The organism is Paenibacillus sp. HB172176 (assembly GCF_011947265.1).
Classification (GTDB): Bacteria; Bacillota; Bacilli; order Paenibacillales; family Paenibacillaceae; genus Pristimantibacillus.
The window spans coordinates 85614-106543 of sequence record NZ_JAATHD010000018.1 but is presented as its reverse complement, the minus strand read 5'-3'; the positions used below and the strand labels follow the sequence as shown (position 1 = coordinate 106543).

General features: G+C 53.9%; 10 protein-coding genes. 3 read left to right on the top strand and 7 right to left on the bottom strand.

Annotation, left to right across the window (positions count from 1 at the left end; translation table 11 throughout):
• Nucleotides 1-269: 269 nt before the first annotated feature.
• The 4 genes from HFP08_RS20600 to HFP08_RS20585 form a co-directional block, all read right to left on the bottom strand.
• Nucleotides 270-5246 (bottom strand): polysaccharide lyase family 8 super-sandwich domain-containing protein, encoded by a 4977-nt coding sequence (locus tag HFP08_RS20600; protein ID WP_168122492.1) that lies wholly within the window; start codon nucleotides 5244-5246, stop codon nucleotides 270-272.
• Nucleotides 5247-6269: 1023 nt separating this feature from the next.
• Entirely contained in the window at nucleotides 6270-7955 is a 1686-nt protein-coding gene (locus HFP08_RS20595; RefSeq protein ID WP_168122491.1) for an extracellular solute-binding protein, read from the bottom strand.
• Nucleotides 7956-8086: 131 nt separating this feature from the next.
• Complete coding sequence (locus HFP08_RS20590; protein WP_168122490.1) at nucleotides 8087-8962, bottom strand: carbohydrate ABC transporter permease; 876 nt, start codon at nucleotides 8960-8962, stop codon at nucleotides 8087-8089.
• 16 nt (nucleotides 8963-8978) lie between these two features.
• The gene (locus tag HFP08_RS20585) at nucleotides 8979-9896 is read right to left on the bottom strand and encodes an ABC transporter permease (protein ID WP_346768751.1); all 918 of its coding nucleotides are present in this window, start codon (nucleotides 9894-9896) and stop codon (nucleotides 8979-8981) included.
• A 323-nt stretch (nucleotides 9897-10219) separates the two neighbouring features.
• Here HFP08_RS20585 and HFP08_RS29350 point away from each other — a divergent pair, with 323 nt between their 5' ends.
• Nucleotides 10220-12583, top strand: coding sequence for a family 78 glycoside hydrolase catalytic domain (locus tag HFP08_RS29350; protein ID WP_240941630.1), 2364 nt, complete (start codon nucleotides 10220-10222; stop codon nucleotides 12581-12583).
• Nucleotides 12584-13026: 443 nt separating this feature from the next.
• Here the strand turns inward: HFP08_RS29350 and HFP08_RS20575 are convergent, their stop codons facing one another.
• The gene (locus HFP08_RS20575; protein ID WP_168122489.1) at nucleotides 13027-15243 is read right to left on the bottom strand and encodes an AraC family transcriptional regulator; all 2217 of its coding nucleotides are present in this window, start codon (nucleotides 15241-15243) and stop codon (nucleotides 13027-13029) included.
• Nucleotides 15244-15449: 206 nt separating this feature from the next.
• Between HFP08_RS20575 and HFP08_RS20570 the strand changes: the two genes are divergently transcribed.
• Nucleotides 15450-16763 (top strand): glycoside hydrolase family 88 protein, encoded by a 1314-nt coding sequence (locus HFP08_RS20570; protein ID WP_240941628.1) that lies wholly within the window; start codon nucleotides 15450-15452, stop codon nucleotides 16761-16763.
• Between the two features lie 462 nt (nucleotides 16764-17225).
• Here the strand turns inward: HFP08_RS20570 and HFP08_RS20565 are convergent, their stop codons facing one another.
• Together HFP08_RS20565 and HFP08_RS20560 are read right to left on the bottom strand one after the other, a co-directional pair.
• Entirely contained in the window at nucleotides 17226-17804 is a 579-nt protein-coding gene (locus tag HFP08_RS20565) for a Uma2 family endonuclease (protein ID WP_168122488.1), read from the bottom strand.
• A 209-nt stretch (nucleotides 17805-18013) separates the two neighbouring features.
• Complete coding sequence (locus HFP08_RS20560; RefSeq protein WP_168122487.1) at nucleotides 18014-18592, bottom strand: LURP-one-related family protein; 579 nt, start codon at nucleotides 18590-18592, stop codon at nucleotides 18014-18016.
• A 342-nt stretch (nucleotides 18593-18934) separates the two neighbouring features.
• On the opposite strand from HFP08_RS20560, the gene HFP08_RS20555 reads away from it, so the two are divergent.
• Nucleotides 18935-20449: a malate:quinone oxidoreductase gene (locus HFP08_RS20555; RefSeq protein ID WP_168122486.1), complete on the top strand. Its 1515-nt coding sequence runs from the start codon at nucleotides 18935-18937 to the stop codon at nucleotides 20447-20449.
• Nucleotides 20450-20930: the final 481 nt, after the last annotated feature.

Genomic DNA, 20930 nt, shown 5'->3' with positions numbered 1-20930 from the left:
AACTGTGAATCACCAACTTGTAGAACACCTCAGCCGGTACCGCTTTTGAAGCTGCAGCGCTGGAAATCAGAGCTAGAGCGCCAGCCGGAGCGTCGTCCGAATCTGCAGCCCAGTCCACAGTTGCTTGACAACCTTAATGATCGCGTTCCAGGCCATCTGACTGTGGGGAAGAGGCGACGAGCTGCCTTCCAACTGCCGCCTCTTCAAAGAAGTAATGGATGGAACCCATATTGCGGTTGCTCAGAACGAATGTCTCGGCGCTTGCGCAATTATTCGGCCAGCCAATCCGCGACAATCATGCGAGCGACTGCGGCCAGCTCGACAATCGTGATTTCTCCGTTTCCGAATAGATCAGCCTTCTCGACGTTGCTCCAATCCGCATCATCCGCCGTTGTTTCGTAGTAGGAGGCGATGAGCGACAGATCTCGAATGGTGACGGAGGTCTGGCCCGGAATGAGCGTTATAATCTTGGCTTTGAACTCGCTGACGGCATCGTTCAGCGCAGTGCGCGCGTTATCGATGTCGGCTTGCGAGACAGCGCCGCTGTTCATGACGGCCTCAGCCATCTGAACGGCACTCTCAAGCGCATTGATCGCAGCCTCTGGATATTGACCGATCTTGTCGCCTGCAACGGCAGCGTCAAGCTTGGCAACGGCGTTCTGCAGCGCAGCGGATAACGCCGATTTGTCAGTCGCAGGCAGCGGGATAACGCTGCTCTGAAAGGTTGCCCGCGCCGCTTGCAAGGCTGCCAGCGCGGCATCGATATCCGCTTGCCGCAGGCTTCCGTCTTGCGCGGCCGATGTCGCAGCGGCGATCGCGCCTTCGAAAGCCGCAATGGCGCCTGCCGGATATTGTCCCGGCTGCGAGCCTGGAGCCGCGCCCGCCAACAAGGCTTCGGCAGCGTCAATGGCTGCTTCCAGCGCTGAAGCATCCGCCAGCCTTACGTCTATATCGATAGAGGCGTTAGATGTGTCTGCTTCCAGAAGCTCGCCGCCCGAAGAAACATGCAGGCTTGCGATCTGAACTGCGGCGCTGCCTGCAGCAGCATCGGCCTTCACTGCGCCGTGCAGCTCGAGCAATCCGCCTTCCGCGATATCCTCCTCGGAGGTGCGGGCAAGCATGAGCATCAGCTCGCCATCCTCCGGCTTGATGCCGCTGGCCAGCAATTGGAAGCCGCTTTGGAGCAAGGTGACGGCTCCTGCAGCTAATTCCAGTTGGCCTTCCCCATTGTCGGCGGAAGCGAACTCAAGCTTGGAAGGATCATACTGGACGATGGCCTCCACGATGGCTGCGCCGCTTACAGCCGTTTGACTGATGCCAACGGATAGATCGACTGTCTGCCCGATTACGCCTGATGCAGGTCCTGCAAGAGAGGCTGTCGGCAAATGTTCAGGATCTGTTTCGCCGCCGTCGCTTCCAGCCGGCGTCGTTACCGAGACGACAGGGGATTCCGGCGATATGGCCTGATTATGAACCGCAACGATTTTGTAATCGTAAGTGGTGTCTGTCTCGAGATCCGCATCGGTGTAGGACAGCCCGTCGTAGCCCGAAGGACTGATCCAAACATAGCCGCCGCTATCGCCGGAAGCTCTGTATACCCGGTATTCCGCTGCTCCCGGAACCGCATCCCATGTCACATTCGCGCTAGTGTCAGACTGCAGATTCGCTTGGACGTTCAACGGAGCGATTAATGTATAAGAAACGCGCACATCATCCATCGTCGTTGTGCTGGCATTGCCGCCGATGGAGGAAGAGAACTTATCGACCGTTCCGACTCCGGAATAGCGATAATTCCATTGCGATCCTAGCAATTGTCCGTTGACATACACATCGAACTTGCGGGTCGACGTGTTCACAATAACCTTTAATTGATAAGGGACGCCGTTCGGAGCGGAGGTCAGGATATCCGTTTTGCTGCCTCCGTTGTATCCCCAAATCTTGCCGTTCTGCATGACGATATGAACGGCTGAGCTGTTCGAGCTCATGCTGCTGTCCGCCAGAATAAGAGCATTCTTCCAATTGTTGTTGAAGGTTGTCATGGTGGCTTCCGCCGTCACCATACTGCCCTGCGGCGCTTGGAACAGCGCGTAAGCCTCTGCCGCGCCTTCGGTAGAAGCGGTTGCAATGCGAACCTGCTTGCCGCCCTCCGACGCATCGGCAGCCTCTACCGTCACCGTGTTGACGGTGACGCCGGCATTATTGCTCATCCAGCCGTTCTGACCGCCGAGATCTCCTTCATTCATGCTGTCGAAGCTTTCCTCAATCAAATAGGCAGGAAGCCCGAACAAGGATGGGACAGAGGCTGACGGCGCGGAAAGCCCGCCCGCATTCTTGGCGGCTACCTGATAGTAATAGTTGATGCCGCTAACAATCGTAGTATCCGTGTATACAGTGTCCGTGACCGCCATACCATCATTTAATGGCGTGAAGGGTCCTTCCTTCGACTCTGATCTCGCAACAATATAGCCCGAAGCGCCTTCCGCCGCCTGCCAACTGAGCGTCACCGCGTCTTGGGACACATCCTCCGTTTGAAGCCCGCCCGGTGCAGCAGGGACGGTCCAGGCCGACAAAACCTCCGAATCTGGGGACAAGCCCAACGCATTCAGCGCCGCAACCTTATACCAATAATTCGTGCCGCTGCTCAGGCCTGAATCCGTGAACGAGACAGCGCCCGGGGAAAGCTCGCGAATGGACACATAATCTCCTGTTGCCGCTTCCGCCCGATACAATCGATAGTCCTCCGCGCCATCCACGGCATCCCAGCTCAGCGTAATGGAATGGTCGGTAACCTCGCTTGCCGCGAGTCCCGTCGGAGTGTCCGGTCCGCTGGCCGGCGCCCCGAGAGGAGCGAACCGCACTTTGAAGCTTTGTCCCCCGGCTCCGTTCACGTTAATGGACAGCGTTGTTTCGTCTCCATTCTGCCCTACACTTATGCCGGAATCGAGATAGACAGGCTGTCCCAGCTCCATATCGAGGCTGAGCTCGATCGTTCCCGTGTTCGCCATCGTCGGATCCGTCACCGAAAATTCCGATCCCGTGTCATCCGTACGCATCATGACAGAAGCCTTCTTGTTGCTGGTCACGCCTGCGACCGTCTTGACCCCATCCTGCCAGAAGTTAATGCCCGTCACGCCAAGCCCGTTTTCCCTTACGGCTTGCGCATCGGCGCTGTTCTCCAGGATTTCGATATCAGAGGCTGACGCATAGCTTTCCACCTCGGAGGCGGATTTGCCCGGCAGCAGCACATAGGCGTACGAGCCGTCGCTCGGAGCCGTGCCGTGATCGAAGCGCAAGCTCAAATAATTGCGGGTTTGATCGACGAAATAATCCGGGTCTTTGACACTATCCGTAAAATAATGATTAATGCTGTTCCAATTTGCGGTGCGCGCTTCTCTTAATCCTTCCAAATTCGCTCCGCCCGGGAAATAGTAGCCCACATCGGAGCCGGGCACATTGCCCTGGAGATGCGCCCATGCGACATCCGTCAACGAGTCCGACCAGCCGAGCGCCGAGGATTGCTCCACGCCGTCCACGGTCAACGTGTTGCTTCCGTCCTCGTTCAGCTTCCGGTTCTCGACAATCGTCTCGACAGGATTGGCCGCATCCGTCGATTCAATATCCGCGCCGAGACTGACGATCTCGTCGTCGAACATGAACCAGGATTTTCGGGCGGACAGGGAGGAGGTCTGCTCGACCAGATGCATGCCGGTCACGCCGTACAGACCGTCTACCTCCGTGCCGCCGACCCAGTTCGAGCCGTTCTTCAAATGCGGCGGGGTCTCGCTGCCTTGCACGACGGTGGTGCCCGGAAGCCGATGGCTGTCCACGGTCGGCCAGAAGCTGTCCTGGAATTGGGCGAGATCCGCGTTATACAGATAGGTCATTCCCGCCCCCGTGTTCCAGCCCTTCTCGTTCTCGTTGTTGATCAGCTCATAGTTGGCAATCTTGTCCGAATACATGGAGATGCCGAAGGCGAAGCCGGGTCTTCGGTGCACGGCTCTCGCCATGCTCGGATATTGCTTGTTCAGCACGAGCTCGCCGCGCGGCGCGATGGACGAATCATCCATGATCGCTTTCGTCTGCGCGACAAGCTGGATGGAGCCGAGCGAATCGTATGGAGTTGGCGAAGTGGCCTCGCTCATCCATTGCTTGACCATCGATTTGTACGCGGAGGCATCGTTCGCATCGGGAGCGGAATAGGCGAGCCTCACCACCGCCGAGCCAATCGCCCCAATCGACGTTATGCCTTCGTTGTCGTTGGCGACCCGGGCAATATTTCGTCCATTCACCATCGCCATCATGCTGTCGTTGTAGAACAGCGGCTCATACATTTCGTAGATCCAATTATAGATGTTGTTCAGGTTGGGATCGGTGAAATCCCAGGACGAGCCCGCGACGATCGCCATCACCTTCGTCAGGTTGTCGAGCAGGGAGACGCCGTAGCCTCCGTTATACGGAATGAGCGCCGTATGCTGCAGGAACGAGCCGTCGCTGTAGAAGCCTTCGCCCGATTTCACATATTGAAAGACCGGACTAAGGGCGCTCACGCCAAGCGCGATCTTGGCGCTGTTCTTCGTTACAATGCCGCTGGTAATCAAAATATTGCAGGTCCACACCCGATTCGCGCCCGTGTTGCCTGCGGAGAGCTCGAGCCCTTGCCAATCCACTGCCGCATGCCAGTCGCTGATCTGCTGAGCCGTCAAATGCGAATAAAGCAGAATCGTAATATTGTTGATCGAGAGCGGGGAAGAGATCTGCCAATCGTACCAGTTGTCATAGCCGCGCTTCGGCACGCTCGTATTGTAGCGATTGGCATACATCCAGTCCATGCCGTCGATGATGTCCGAGAGCAGCTCGGCGTTTTGGTACAACTCGGAGCCTCTTGTGCTGTAAGCGACAGCCATGGTCTGCAGGCGGCTGTAGCTGCCCGACACATGATTGGACGTCATATCCGGACCCAGCTGGTCTCCGAGCTCGCTCCACAGGTATGTTCTCGTCGGACTCTTGTCCAACGTGCTCCAATAGCCCTCCGCCTGCTCATCGATGCTGGCGATTCGCGGCGCGATGTCTCCATCCTGGGGATCGAAGGCATCGCCGCCCGTAATGGTGTCGTACAGCTTGGCGCGCAGCTCGTCATACTCGTCGCCGCCGTTGGCGGAAGCCTGGTGCGCGGGCACGATTAGCAGATTAACTAGCATGACGGCGGCTAGGATGAGCGATAGTATTTTCATCGATTTCCAATTCAACGTTAGTCAGCCCCTTGTTCATTTCATTGGTCGTGCATTTCGTTCAGGTTACTTAGGTTAAAGGTTGGAGTGGTGTTGCGTGTGCACGAACGGCGTTGCGTAAGATTGAAAGACGATTGCAAGCGCTCGAACGGCGTTGCGTAAGATCGAAAGACGATTGCAAGCGCTCGAACGACGTTGCGTAAGATCGAAAGACGATTGCAAGCGCTCGAACGGCATTGCGCGCACTCGAAAGGCGGTTGCAAGCGCTCGAAAGGCATTGCGTGCATTCGAAAGGCGGTTGCAAGCGCTCGAAAGGCATTGCGTGCGCTCGAACAGCGCTGCGTTCGAGCGAATGTCGCGCGAAGCGGCATTCTAACGAATTCTGATAACGTTAATTGCGACTTGCTGCATGACTTATGAATCTAACGAAGATCTGTATTCTTATTTGTCCTGTTTGGTTAATGGAAAGCCATTTTTTGATGCAATAGCGATATGACGCTTCCTTAGAATTAAGAAATGACTGTTTCCGAGCAAATAAAGTTATGAATCTTCGTAAGATATTAAAGTTCCTCCATGAGCCTGAGCCAGGTCGAAGCCAGATTCCGCTGAAGCGTAATCGGAAGCTTGCTGTTAGGAGTTAAAATCAGCTCCCATCGAAATGTAAACGCTTGCGAAATGGGATCAAAGGCTGTCGGCAGACTCCCTCTGCCCTAGCAACAGCAGCCTAAACATCAGCAGTCCAGCAAAAACAGCTCAGTTATGGACAGCCCAAGCAGCATCAGCCCAAACAAAACAGCTCAGTTATGGGCAGCCCAAGCAGCATTAGCCTAATCAAAAACAGCTCAGTTATCGGGAGCCCCAAGCAGCATCAGCCCAAGCAAAAACAGCTCAGTTATGGGCAGTCCAAGCAACAGCAACCCAAGCAACAGCAGCCGAACAAACTGCTCCTGAGCAACAGCTAACCAGGCGACACGGGAAAGCTTAAGCCCCCGGCCGCAACCGGCAAAGGAAAAGGCGGAGTCGAGCTCCGCCTTCGCCGTCCTAATCGCGAATATACTTGAAATATTCATCCGTATGAATGATGTTCTCTTTGTTGTCTGCATACGATTTCGCGTAGAAATCGTCGATCTTCTTGCCGCCTGCGGATTCCCAAGCCTTCTGGGCGTCCTTCATCGCTTGCTCGACCGTGACGGACGGACCGCCTACAATGGCTTTCGTATAAATATTAGTCATCGTATTCTTCACCGTGTTCGTCGTGACGAGCATATCAGCTGGCAATGCAGGCGAGAACTCGAGCTCCTTCCAAAGCGGACGATCCGGCGTCAGATAGGCGTCGCGGCCTTGCTTGATGAGATCCAGATACGCTTGGTCAAGCGGCTTGGACGGATCAAGCTGGTTCGAGAACTCGGCGCATTCGCCCATCAGGCCGGTGTTGGCCAGCATATACATATCGCCGTTCCAGCTCAGCTCTTTCTTGTTCTTCTCGGGATCGATCGGCTTCGGACAGCCGTTCTCGCCGATTTTGTAATGCTCGCCCTCGAAGCCGTACATCAACGTCTTCGCCACGTCCTCGCTGCTCAGCCAGTCGATATATTGCATGACGGCTTCCGGGTTTTTCGCAGTAGCGTTGATCGCCGCGGTGAACTGCATCGGCGTGCCGCCCGCTGGAGCGAAGGAGCCGAATTCTGTCTCGGGCAGAGGAAGAATCATGACGTCGGCATCCGGATTGTTTTTCACGAATGTCTCATAAGCACTGTAGCTCTGTCCGCCTTCCAAACCGCCCATGCCCCAGATGCCGAGCTTGCCGTTCAGCCAGTCCTGCTGCGCCTTGGCGCCGTTCTTGTCGGCGAAGATGTCCTTGTCGACAACGCCCGCCTCGTACATCGCCTTCTTGAAGGCAAGGTCAGCCGCAGGGCGGTCCCATGAACGCTTCAGCTCGTCATTTTCGAGGAAGTAGGACGTAATTGGATCGTCTGGAATATTGTTCAGCTGATAGAAGAAGTCGACGGCCTGGAACGTAGCGCCAAGCGTATCATCCTTCTTGTTGCCGTCCGGATCATCATAAGTAAACGCTTTAGCGACGTTCAGGAATTCCTCTGTCGTCTTCGGAACATCCAGACCCAGCTTGTCGAGCCAATCCTTGCGAATCATCAGGAAGTGATTCGTCGTCATTGGAATAATGCGACCGAAGAAATACGTTTCGCCATTATGCTTTGTCAGCTTCTGAATGAGCGGATTTTCACCCAGGAACTGCTTGTAGGTGGTCGAATGATTTTCGATCAGATCGTCCAGCGGCATAAGCTGGCCCTTGTCGGCGATTTCTCTCATGAACGCGTTGGAAAATTCGAAAATAAGGTCAGGCGCGTCGCCGGAGGCGAACAGCACATTCCATCTTTCCGCGGAATTGGTTCTCGGAATCGGCACGAATTCCACGTCGACCGGAGCATTCTCCTGAATCCACTTCGTCCAGCGGTTGTCGGTAATGGTGCCTTCCTCCTCCGGCACATTGTTCCGATCATAGACCGATACGGTAATCTTGGGCTTTGGTCCCTTGGTTGGCTCTGCAGTAGCGTCGGAGCCTTGGTTGGAACTCGAAGGGCTTGTATTTTCATTATTGTTCACGTTATTGTTGTTGCCGGAGCTGCAGGCAGAGAGCAGAAGGCTGCTTGCGAGCAAAATTGTGGAAGTCAGTTGAATTGATTTCTTTGCGATAGGCATTCTAATCATTGCAAAATCTCCCCTTTAATAAAGTGACAAGCGGTCATGCTCTGTTCCAATCTGGCTGCAATCAATCGAATCGCTTAGCCTCACCTCCCTTCATTGTACAAGATTGTCGAAGCGGCTGCCGAACGGCCCTGCTACCCCTTAACCGCCCCGATCATGACGCCTTTCACAAAATACTTCTGCAAGAACGGATACACGATCAGCATCGGGATGACCATCGCGATGATGCCGGCGGATTTGACGCCCTCCGGAGTCAGGCTCATGGCGAGATCCGGCTGCAGATTGCCAATCTCCTGCATCAGCGTCTGATTCATAATCATCTGCTGCACCAGCACGGACAGATTATGCAACTTGGAGGAGCTGATGAAGATCAGCACGCTCATGAAGGCGTTCCAATGCGCCACCGCGTAGAAGAGGGATAACGCGGCAAGCGCCGGCATGGATAGCGGCAGGATAATCTGCCAGATCAACCGCCACTCCGAGCAGCCGTCGATGCGCGCCGCCTCCTCAAGCTCCTCGGGCATCGCCTCGAAGAAGCTGCGCAGCACCATGAGATTCCAGACGCTGACGAGGCCCGGGAGCCAGAGTGAGCCGTAGGTATCGAGCAGCCCCAGCGCCTTCAGCAGCAGGTACATCGGAATGATGCCCGCGCTGAACAGCATGGTGAAGATGATAAGGAAGGAGAAGAAGCGCCTCCCGATAAAATACCGCTTCGACAGCGGATAGGCCGCGAGCACCGTGAAAATCATATTCAGCAGGGTGCCGACGACGGTGATGACGACGCTGTTGCGGAAGGCGCGAAGCAGCGGCGTGTCATCGATCAGCACATGATAAGCCGACAGATCGAAGTTGACCGGCCACAGGCTGACCGAGCCGGATGCAATCGCGTTTTTGTCGCTGAGCGACATCGCTCCGACATGAATGAGCGGCAGCACGCAGCTGAGCCCGAGCAAAAGTAGAAACAAACCGTTGATTGCGTAGAATACGCGTTCGCCATAGGTGCTTTTCATCGTAAAATTCTCCCTTCTACCATAAGCCGTGCCCGAAGCGCCGCGCGATTGTATTGGCGGTGACGACCAGCACGAGTCCGACGAGTCCCTCGAACAAGCCCATTGCCGTTGCCAGACTGAACTGGGCTTGCTGGATGCCGATTTTGAACATAAAGGTGCTGATGACCTCGGAAATTTCGGCTACGGTGTTGTTTTGCAGCACGTACACCTGATCGAAGCCGACCTCCATGAGATGCCCAATCTTCAGAATGAGCATGATGAACACGGTAGGCAGTATGCCCGGAATCGTAATGCGGGTCATCTGCTTCCACTTGTTCGCGCCGTCGATGCTTGCCGCTTCGTACAGACTCTGGTCGATGGAGGATAAGGCGGCCAGATAGATGATGGCGCCCCAGCCGGCGTCCTTCCATATGCCCGAGGCGATGAAGATCGTCACCCACGACTTCTCGTTGTAGAGGAACGGGAAGGTGAAGCCGAACAGCTTGTCGAGCCATTGGTTGAGCGTACCGGGACCCTGCGAGAAGATCGTAATGACAATGCCCCCGACGATGACCCAGTTCAGAAAATGCGGCAAGTACACGAAGGTCTGAATCGTGCGCTTGTACCAGGCGCGGCGAAGCTCGTTCACCAGCAGCGCGAGTATGATCGGCACGGGAAAGCCGGCGACGATGCTCAGTCCGCTGAGCATGAACGTGTTCCATATAATGCCGAGCAGCTGCTGGTTATGGAAGATCATGCTGAACATATCGAAGCCGATCCAGTCGCTGCCCCATATGCCGTCGATAAAGCGATAATTCTTGAAAGCGATCACAAGTCCAAGCATCGGATAATACTTGAAGATGACGAAGAAAATCAGAATAGGCGCGAACATGATGAACAGCGGGATATTCTGCTTCCAGGTTCGTTTTGAGATGGATGTTTTGATCGTGCTCACTTCCCTTGGCTATGTTGTGGCCCTATCGTAGGACGGGAGAAGGGGGAGGGTCAATATACACGATTTCAAGCGGTTAACATGCAGGCTGGACGCGGTTTTGCGGGAAGCGCATATACCTTTTTTCGAGGGATAAACAGGCAGAGGAATAGGGAGGAACTGCGTTTGTTGCTGCTCCAAGCGGGAGTAAGGCGGGGCTGTCCACTGCAGGGCGAATTGCGCAATAGAGCTGGAGGAGTGGTGTATATCGCACAGAAATTCGCTCATTGTTCTACGGCGAAGGCCGGGGTATAATGTGAGAAAATTTGGATTGCATGAGGTGACGTATGGAGAATTGGAACGCGGTATGGATAACAGATCCGGCATTTGCGGAGCTTGAGGGAATCTCGATGCTGCATAAGGAATACAACCCGCCCAAGGAAGGGGAGCGGCCAGCCCACCCCGAGCATCTGAAAAATCGGCATGTCTATTTCCGCAAGACATTTCGCTTGGAGGAGAAGCCGGAGCAAGCCACGCTGAAGATAACGGCGGATGATTATTACAAGCTGTATGTGAACGGCGTGTTCGTCGGTCAGGGACCCGCGCAAGGGTATCCGTTCCACTACAACTATAATGTCTGGGATGTTGAGGCCTACCTACATGCGGAAATCAACACTATAGCGGTTCACGTCTATTACAATGGCTGCATCAATCGGGCTTATAACAGCGGGGATCTGCGGATGGGTATGATAGCTGAACTCGAAACCGGGCATGGCGTGAGGGTCGGCACAGACCGCACCTGGAAATACAGCGTCGCTCCTCATTTCGTATCGCCCGGAACGATCGGCTACGAAACGCAATTTGCGGAGGACATCGATCAAAGGCTGTATATCGCGGGTTGGGGGCAGCCGGGATATGATGATGCTTCGTGGGCTCGCGCCGTCGAGAAGCATGATGCGGATTATGTTCTTGTTGAGCAAATGACGCCGCCATTAAGCGTGTACCGAATGGCTCCGGCAAGCGTGCGGGAGCTGGAGGCTGGAGGCTATTTGATTGATTTCGGGCATGAGATTACGGGGCAATTCGAGATGAAGGCTCGCGGAGAAGCGGGGGAAGTCATCCGTATTCGGCAGGGGGAAGAGCTGGAGGAGGGTGGAGGCTCGGTTCGATATGAGATGCGGGCCAACTGCCGTTACGAGGAGAGCTGGATCCTGTCGGGCGGCGACGATACGCTGGAGCAGTTCGATTATAAGGCTTTCCGCTATGTCGAGGTCGCGGTTGAGGGTGCGGGCAATGAGGGAGGCAAGGAGACAGCGGAGAATGCAGGCGAGGTGCAGGCTGGAGGTACAGGCAAGGAGGCAGCTGAGAATGCAGATGAATTAGCAGTAGAGGGTGAAAGGGATGCAAGCAAAGTCGCGGCAGATGGCGAAGGGAAGGTGGAGAGTAAGGTGATGGGATGCAGGGCAGTGGCAGGCATACAGCCGGACAGCTTCGCCGCCATCGTCCGCCACTATCCGCTTCGGGAAGAGTCTTGTTTCTTCGAATCAAAGGATACCATGCTGCAGCAAATATGGGATATCTGCAAGCGGGGTGTCCAGCTCAGCTCGCAAGAGAATTATGTGGATTGCCCTTCCCGCGAGAAGGGACAGTATTTGGGCGACAACACAATTATCGGCCATACGCATATGTACATCAGCGGAGACGCGCGCTTGTTCAAGAAAGCGATTAAGGATTTCGCCTTATCCGCTCAAGCATGCCCGGGGCTTCTCGCCGTTGCGCCAGGCAGCTTCATGCAGGAAATTGCCGATTTTTCGCTTCAATGGCCCATGCAGCTTCTGAATTACTACGAGTATACCGGGGATGTTGAGTTCCTGCGGGAGATGCATCCCGTCGCCGAAGGCATTCTCGCTCATTTCCGTCAATATGCCCGGGAGGACGGCTTGATTGAAAGCGTCAAGGATAAATGGAATTTGGTCGATTGGCCGGACAATCTGCGCGACGGCTACGATTTCGGACTGGGGCGCCCTGTCGACGACGGCTGTCACAACGTCATTAATGGGTTTTATATCGGCTGCGTGGAGGCTATTCAAGCGATAAGGGAATACTTGCGCATACCTTTCGAGGACGAGCTTCCGGCACTTCGGAGGTCGTTCGTGAATGCCTTCTACAGGGAGGAGACCAAGCTGTTCGCGGATTCCGTTGATTCGATGCATGCTTCTCTGCATTCAAATATCTTCCCGTTATTGTATGATATTGCTCCGGCGGATTCGGTGGATGCGATTCTGTCTCTGATTGCGGAGAAGAGGCTAAGCTGCGGCGTCTACATGTCTTACTTCCTTCTGAAAGCGCTGGCGAAGCATAAGCGGGCCGACATGGTCTACGAGCTGATTGCTTGCGGAGACGAGCGCTCCTGGGCGAATATGGTTCGGGAAGGCGCAACCTCCTGCTTTGAAGCCTGGGGCAAGGAGCAGAAGTGGAATACCAGTCTATGTCACGGCTGGGCGAGCGCGCCGATCCCGCTATTGATTGAAGAGATTATCGGCTTGAAGCCGGCGAAGCCCGGCTGGTCGGAAATTCGGTTCGAGCCCCGCATTCCGGAGGGGATGAAGGATTTTTCCTTGGAATTCCCGACGGCCCAGGGTCCAATTCGGGTAGAGTACGCCGCTGGCGAGCTTAAGCTGCATGCACCGGAAGGGGTTCGCTCGAGATAGAACGGGAAGGGAGCCTGGCGTTCAGTTGCGAGGCAGTCGATTCTTTGGAGCAGTCCTCTCAAACGCGCCGATTGACAGGCTAACGGACACCAGCGCTCTTATTCCCATCAAAAATCACCGTTCGTCATTTTAACGGACACCAGCGCTCTTATTTGTTACAAATCGAGGAAAAAAAGAGTGTTTTCCACACAATAAGGTCCGCCATGTCCGCGAAAGTGGGGAATTCCCGCAATTTAGCCCAATAAGGTCCGTCATGTCCGCCAAAATGAGTAATCTTCGTAATTTAGCCCAATAAGGTCCGTCATGTCCGACTTTACTAACGTTGTGGAACGGTCGCGCATATCTTTTAAAAGCAGGTTCGACCGCCTCCACAAGTCCGCTTAGAGCCCATGAACACTGAAAAAACCGGCCGAGAGAACGGCATGTCCGTGACCGTTACTCACTCATACATACGTCTTGCGATATTCGCCCGGCGTCGTGCCGACGGTCTTCTTGAACGCCCGAATGAAGGACATCTGATGCTGATAACCGCAGCGCTCGGAGATGTCCTGAATCGGGAGCGAGGTCTGCCGCAGCAGGTCCTTGGCATGCTCCATGCGCACCTTGCTCAAGTAGACGACGAACTTCTCGCCGAATTCCTCCTTGAACATCGTGCTCAGGCTGGCCGGACTCAGCTCAAGCATATCGCTGAGCAGCGACAGCGAAAGATCGGGATTGCTGTAATGCTCTTCGATATACTGCCTCATGCGCTGGATGGAGCCCTGATTGCCCTTCTGCGCTTTATGCTCTTGCAGCCTGGCGGCGCATCGCGACAACGTGTCGACGTAGAAGTCCGCAAGCTCATCCAGCGTCTCCATCGAATCGCTTTGCTCGTCCACCAGCAGGCGGAATTCATCCTTCCATATTTCCTCATAATCAGGTGGAAGTTCCTTCATCTCCAAGTGGAAATAGTAGTTCATATATGTCAAAATGCCGTTAATCTCTTCCTTCGGCAGCAGCAGCTTCTTCAGTCCGGCGAACAACAGCTCGAGCTGCTCCTGCCAGCTGTCGTTGCCGAAACGGAACGACTGCGCGATCGTCGGCACGTATTGCAGGTTGACATAGAGATCATCGGGCTGCAGCAAGCCAATCTCGCTGTGGCTAATAATGCGGTTGCCGCCAAGCGTGGATTTGTAATCGAGCGTTCGCTGCGCAATATCGTAGGAGTTCGCCAGCTCGCCTATCGGAGTGACGGCGGGACCGACGCCGGCCGTGACGGTCAGACGCACATGCCGCTCCAGCCAAATCCGGATTTCGTCGTAGGCGGCAAGAAGCTCCGATTGGGGCAAGGGCTTCTCCGGTTGATCGATAGCCATGACGCATAACCGATGATTGTCGATCCACTCCTGCCAGACGCGGAAATCCTTGCTCTTCGCCGTTTCGTCGACCACCTTCTTCAGCACATATTTGAACAAGCCTTGATCCTTGCGCGAATATTGGCTGATAAACTCTACGTATTTATCAATTTCGAACACACTGACGCAGACGCTGCTGTATCCCTCCGCAAGGCCGACCTCCTCGAGCTCGCTCTTCCAATTGCCGATGTCGGGCGGCCCGTCGCCGCTAATCAACTCCTGCAGCAGCATCAGTCTGCGATATTCGCTGTTTTCTTTGTTCCGGCTTTCATAGGTCTGGGAGGCTTCCATAATCGAGCTTAAGGTTTGATCGATATATTGAAGCTCATCATGGGGCGGTTCAATCGCTCCTCCGTCCATGCGGCTTTCATTGTACAGCTTGATGCGGGACATCATCGTCTCGATAGGTCTGTAATTCTTTCTCGTGATATAGATCACCCAGCCGATTGCCGCAGCCAAAGCCAAGAATCCGCCGATAAAGTAAGGACTTGCCACATAAGACAGCATGGTGCTCGCGCGTCCGGGCTTCAGTCCGCCATGATACACCCAGCCGGTGTAATCGGATTGAAGGCGGAAGCCTTCTTCGACTGCCGATGCGTCATTTTGGCCGAACAGTACATGATTGTCGCCGTCCGTCACTCGAATCTGATTCACATCGGACAGACCGTATTGGCGAAGAACCTGCTGCACGTCGCTTAAGCCGACATTGACGACCAGCAGCGCCTGTCCGTACATATTGATGGGAACGCCCTTGGTCATCGAGATGACCGCGCCTTCTCCCTCGGAATTCGGAAGCGTGCGATAGATGCGCGGCGAGCTCCAGGCATGGCGCGAGGTATCGGACAGATGCTCCTCGATATAGTCGCGGTCCCCGAACGTGGCGAGCGTAAGCTTCGTTTCATTGCTGACGATTACGTCGTCCCCGGCGCGATAAATATATGCGGAGCGAATCCATGGATGCGTATTCACCATGCTTTGCAGCAGCTGCGAGAGCTCGATAATAAACTCCGGATCGCTGTCCATCGCGACGAAGGAGGTCAGCGTAGGATTTCGCGCTATCGTCTCGAGCATCATGCTTTCGATGGAGCGGAGCGAAAGCTCCAGCGTATTTTGCAAATTTTGCACGTAAATACGGGTCGACGTCTCCGCTTCCTTCCGGGCCAGCGCATTGAATTGAACGATTCCCACGAAGGCGAACAGCGTCACGATAACGACAAGCACGGGAAGATAGGATAGAAGCAAGCGCCTGAACCAGTTTTTCTTCATTATGTCCACTCCCTTGTTGTACTAACAATGATTGCAGTTCCATCTGTAAGTCAATATACACTATTTCGAGGAATAGACATAAGTCGGTCTTGTGCAGGGGGTAGTCTGTTTGAAAAGTGTATATAGACCGCGCCGCGAAGCGGGTTATATAATTCAGCCGTGTCATTATGACATAATCCTGCGACTTTAGGAAGGAGCCATTATAGATGAATAAAATGGAGTGGGCGAATGAGGCGTGGCAAAAAGGGAGGGAGCGGGCGATAGCTTCCAGCGGGCGCATTGGCGCGAGCTTTCCGCATGGATCAGCAGACGGGCGGTATCAATTAACGGCGCCCGTCTATTGGACATCGGGCTTCTGGCCGGGGCTGCTTTGGCTGCTGCATCGAGATCAGCCGGAGGATCGGCTTCGGCAGCTGGCCGAAGAATGTGAGTCGCAGCTTGATGCTTTGCAGCTGCGCTATGACGATCTGAGCCACGATATCGGCTTTATGTGGACGCTGACCGCCGTTGCAAGCTATAAGCTGACGGGAAACGAGGTTTCGCGGAACAGGGCGCTCGTCGCGGCAGATTTGCTGGCCGGCAGATTTAACCTCAAAGGCCGCTTCATTCGCGCCTGGAATCAGCCGGAGCGGACGGGCTGGGCGATCATCGACTGTATGATGAATCTGCCGCTGCTGTATTGGGCTTCGGAGCAGCTGGGCGATCCGCGTTTTCGTCATATCGCAGAGGCGCATGCGTCGACGACCGCCGAGCAGTTCCTGCGCGGGGACGGCTCGGTCTACCACGTCGTCTGCTTCGATCCCGAGAGCGGCGAGCGCGTCGGCGCGCTTGGCGGGCAAGGCTTTGCGGAGCAGTCCGCCTGGGCGCGCGGCACCGCCTGGGCGATCTACGGCTTTGCCCTGAGCTATCGGCATACGGGCAATGCGGTGTTCCTGCGGGCCGCCGAGCAGGCTGCCGCGTTCTTCACCCGGCACCTGCCGGAGGACAAGGTGCCATACTGGGATTTCCGGCTGCCGACGAACGACGGCGCGCCGCGCGACTCCAGCGCCGCCGCGATCGCGGCTAGCGGGCTGCTCGAATTGGCCGCGGCGAAGGCGGATCTCGCCGCAAGCAGCGGCCTGCCGGGTGAAGCTGCGGCGAGAGTCGCAGGAGCCGTAAGCAGCCCTCGAGATGTTGCTGCACGAGGTGAAGCAGGAGCTGCCAGAGTCGCAAGCGGTCAAGCGGAGCATGCTGCAGCGAGTGCTGCCGGAGCCGCAGGCGGCCAGACGGAGCATGACGCGGCAGAAGCTGTGAGCCGCGCGCAGCATCATGCTGATGCGCTGGCGATTCTGCAATCGCTGAGCCAACGGTACGCTCCGGCCGATGGGGAAGCCGAGGAAGCGCTGCTGCTGCATGCCACGGGCAATTTGCCGATGAATCAGAACATCGACAAGGGAATTATCTACGGCGACTACTATTATATGGAGGCATTGTCGAAGCTGCGGGGCTGCACCTCCTTCTGGAGCCCGGCTGCGGAGTGAATGCGGTATTTTTGAACCCAAACTGAGGGACTACAATTGTAAGGGGTGTAAGGGACATTTTCGACCCTTAGAGGCTGATTTAAGCTTGTTCGAATTTCTAACGGACATTCTGGACGCTTAGCGGGCTAATCGGACCGTGGAATTGCTGGATTTTTCCGCTAAGGAGACGAAATGTCCGTTAGAGCGGATAAGCATCGGAAAAAGGCTTCTAAGGAGACGAAATGTCCGTTAGAGCTGCAAACAGCAAGAAGTTCTTACTCATTTAGAGGAAACGGTATTGCGCGCGAAAAAGGGATGGTTCTTGAAGAGGCTGCGAGTGCGGGTCCAAAAGAAGGATGATGATCTATCAAAAATTCGGATCAACCTGGCACCAGCCTACCGAATTTGAGCCAAAGTCCAGCAAGCCCGGCGCAAGCAAAAGTGTCGCGTCGTTACCGGAATTTGGCATGCCGTCCTAACACCCTAGACCGGCATATCCCGGAACAACTCGTCGATTATGAACGAGACGCATGGCAAGCTGGTTGATGTTACGGGGTCATTCCCTTCGAACACCTGGACAAGCGCGTATCTTCCCCCATCCGAAAGCTGAAACTGTTCGAGCGTGCGAGACTCGGCGTCGATTATCCAATACTCGGGAACGCCGTGCTCCTCGTAGATGGCGAACTTTCGAACCTTGTCCCGTTTGCGAGAGCCTGGAGACAGAATCTCGACGACCAGATCGGGCGATCCCTCTATCCCTCTCTTCGTCACGATATGCTGCCTGCTGCGGTGGACCATCAGAATATCGGGCTGCACAACATTCGATTCGCTCAAGATGACATCGACCGGCGCGTCAAAGATAATATAATCCATTCTACAGCTTTTCATAAAAAGAAACTCCAATTCGCGACTGACCGCTTGATGTGCAGTGGCAGGCCCTGGCGACATAAGCTCCAGTACGCCGCCCAACACTTCGTATCTCTGCCCATCGTCAGGCAGCTCGGCGTAGACGTCGTAGGTCACAGGCGGTTCCTTCGCCTGATCTTCCCTATTCTTCTTCATTTCCGCATTCTACCTCCTTCAATAAACGAACAGCACCTCTTCAGACTAACACACAGGTGTTAAGCGCTAAAGAGGTGCTTCCCAGACTTTCTTTTGCGTTTATTATCCCGAAGGGCGCAATATTTGTCAACGGTCAGACAGCTTTGTTAATCGATAGAGCGACTCAGCAAGCGATTCGTCCAATCAACGGTCCGCGCTTCATTATGGAATTAACCTTGCTTACCCTCGACCACCAGCATAAGCACCGCCGCAGCAAGGCCTAATCGACGATCCAGTTGATTGCCTGTATCCTGGGAAAAATCCAGATGCAGCTTGCTTACGAACGGATTGAAGTTTTGACGGAAGAGCGCGACCTGACGGCTGTCAATCTGAAGCTTGAATTTCTGCGGAATTAATTGTGTCAAGAATCTTCTAACGAAAGCCAGCCATGCATTGTCCTCTTGAATGAGTCCGATCGCTGCTTCGTTCGCATTCAGGATGCTCCACTCATCCTTGAACATCGACTTCATTCCTTTGCGTTGCAGGGAGCCGATTCTTCCGCCTGTCTCTGCATCCACCACATCATAGATCGCAGAGAAATCGATAACGTTGCGTGCCTGAATCGTGACGAGTTCCTTCGTCATGGACTCGTCCTCGAACAGCCGAATATCCTCTTTAAGCTTGAACGCTTTCATTTTGGAAAATAAAATAGCTCGCCCGGCAGTATCGAAGATATCGATTCTGGCTCCGGCAAGCGATAACACTTGCTTTCGGATTCTGTACTGCTGATGCGAAAATTTCGGATTCATGAATAACCCGCCTTCCTGAATTTATATCTATGGTTTTCTCAAGGGAATTCGACATGCACGGTCCGATTCCTGTCGGGGCTAATTCTGAAATGCCAGTCATCGAGAAAAGCTATTGTCCCGATAAACATTATATATTAGACCCTGGGGGGGCACAGTTGTAAACTTACAGTAAAGCATGAAGCTTCGAATTGGCATACAAGATCTCCATTACCAGCTTTTTAACGATTACAAAATGGTGAAAGTTATTTTCATCGATATGCAATAGTGATAGACTGATAATAGTGAATGGATCCGGAAAACAGGTGATTAAGCCGGAAATCGTACGGAATAAGGAAGGTAATCATGAGCAGCAGACAAACGAAAACAGACGTTATCTTAATTGGCGCGGGAATTATGAGCGCCACACTGGGATCACTGTTGAAGGAATTAGCGCCGGACTGGAAAATGACAGTGATCGAGAGACGCTCGAAGGCCGGGGAAGAAAGCTCCAATGAATGGAACAATGCGGGAACGGGACATTCATCCCTGTGCGAGCTGAACTACACGGTCGAGAAATCGAATGGCTCAATCGACATTAGCAAAGCGATTAAAGTCAACGAAGAGTTCCAAGTGTCGAAGCAATTCTGGTCGTATCTCGTCAAGAGCAATCTCATCCGCAATCCGCGTGATTTCGTCGTGCCGGTGCCGCATATGAGCTTCGTGCAAGGAGAGAAGGATGTATCCTTCCTCAAGAAGCGGTTCGCCGCGCTGTCAGACAATCCGTTATTCGCGGGAATGGAATTTTCCGAGGATCCGGATAAGCTGAAGGAATGGATTCCATTGATGATGAAAGATCGGGACGCGAATCAGCCGATTGCGGCAACCCGCATCGAGTCTGGAACAGACGTAAACTTCGGATCTTTGACGAGAATTTTGACCACACATCTGAAAAGCAAAAATGTTGATATAAAATACAATCAAAATGTAGATGATATTAAACGAGCGAAAGACGGCTCTTGGGAGCTGAAGGTCCGCAACGTCGAGAACGGCAGCGTCGAGAGGCTGAACGCGAAGTTTGTGTTCATTGGCGGCGGCGGGGGAAGTCTGCATTTGCTGCAGAAATCCGGCATTCCTGAAGGCAAAGGAATTGGAGGATTTCCGGTAAGCGGACTGTTTATGGTGTGCAAAAAGCCTGAAATCGTCGCAAAGCATCGCGCGAAGGTGTATGGTCAGGCGCCGGTTGGCGCACCGCCTATGTCCGTTCCGCATCTGGATACGCGCGTCATCGACAAGAAGGAATCGTTATTCTTCGGCCCGTTCGCCGGCTTTACGCCGAAGTTCTTGAAATTCGGCTCCAACATGGACCTGTTCACGTCGATCAAGCCGCATAATCTGGTCACGATGATGGCTGCCGGCGTGAAAAATATACCGTTAACCACTTATCTCATTAAGCAATTAATGTTGTCGAAGGAACAGCGCATGGAGGAGCTCAGACAATTCATTCCCGATGCGAAGAGCGACGACTGGGAGCTGCTCGTAGCAGGGCAGCGCGTCCAGATCATCAAGGACACGGCAGCGGGCAAGGGCACGCTTCAATTCGGAACGGAAGTCATTAGCGCGGCCGATGGATCAATTGCAGCATTGCTCGGCGCTTCTCCTGGAGCTTCGACAGCCGTATCCGTCATGCTGGAAGTGATGAGAAGATGCTTCCCGCAGCAAATCAAGGAATGGGAGCCGAAGATTAAGGAGATGATTCCTTCCTACGGCACGACCTTGATGGAGAATCCGGAGTTGATAGCAGACATTCAGCAATCGACCGCTCAGACGCTTGGTTTGAAGGATGCCGCAGCGAAGGAGAAGGCGCGGACGGTTTCCTAAGGTACGCTCGGGTACTCTGATTAAGTCACCGCTATTTTCGGTGTTTCTATGAATAGTATGGCTCAAAACCGATTGAATAACCAAGCTTGTCGCTTGGCTGTTCGATCGGTTTTTTTTGTCTAAAAGCGTCCTCCTCATGAAGATGAACTGGAAAAATCTTGTGAGAGAGATAGGCGGAGTGTTAACGAAATCTAACTATGATTTTGCGATAATGGGGGCAATGGTCATGGATATATGATTGCTTATTCGCTCTGCATATTGCGCAACGCTTTCATAATAAATTTGGCGCAAATAATTACGATGAACCTCTATTTTGATGTCAGATTTAAATGTAGAAAACATGTATATTTGATTCCGATATGATGAAAAAACGCTATAATAAAGGAATTAAACCGTAAATATATTTGCCGCAAATAACAAATAAATTTACCCAAATTATTGTTGACTTGATGTAAAAGATGCGATATGATCATTGCATGAA

Coding starts and splice junctions, on each gene's coding strand:
- HFP08_RS20595 (WP_168122491.1), bottom strand. CDS start 7,955: ATGATTAGAATGCCTATCGCAAAGAAATCAATTCAACTGACTTCCACA.
- HFP08_RS20590 (WP_168122490.1), bottom strand. CDS start 8,962: ATGAAAAGCACCTATGGCGAACGCGTATTCTACGCAATCAACGGTTTG.
- HFP08_RS29350 (WP_240941630.1), top strand. CDS start 10,220: ATGGAGAATTGGAACGCGGTATGGATAACAGATCCGGCATTTGCGGAG.
- HFP08_RS20575 (WP_168122489.1), bottom strand. CDS start 15,243: ATGAAGAAAAACTGGTTCAGGCGCTTGCTTCTATCCTATCTTCCCGTG.
- HFP08_RS20570 (WP_240941628.1), top strand. CDS start 15,450: ATGAATAAAATGGAGTGGGCGAATGAGGCGTGGCAAAAAGGGAGGGAG.
- HFP08_RS20565 (WP_168122488.1), bottom strand. CDS start 17,804: ATGAAGAAGAATAGGGAAGATCAGGCGAAGGAACCGCCTGTGACCTAC.
- HFP08_RS20560 (WP_168122487.1), bottom strand. CDS start 18,592: ATGAATCCGAAATTTTCGCATCAGCAGTACAGAATCCGAAAGCAAGTG.
- HFP08_RS20555 (WP_168122486.1), top strand. CDS start 18,935: ATGAGCAGCAGACAAACGAAAACAGACGTTATCTTAATTGGCGCGGGA.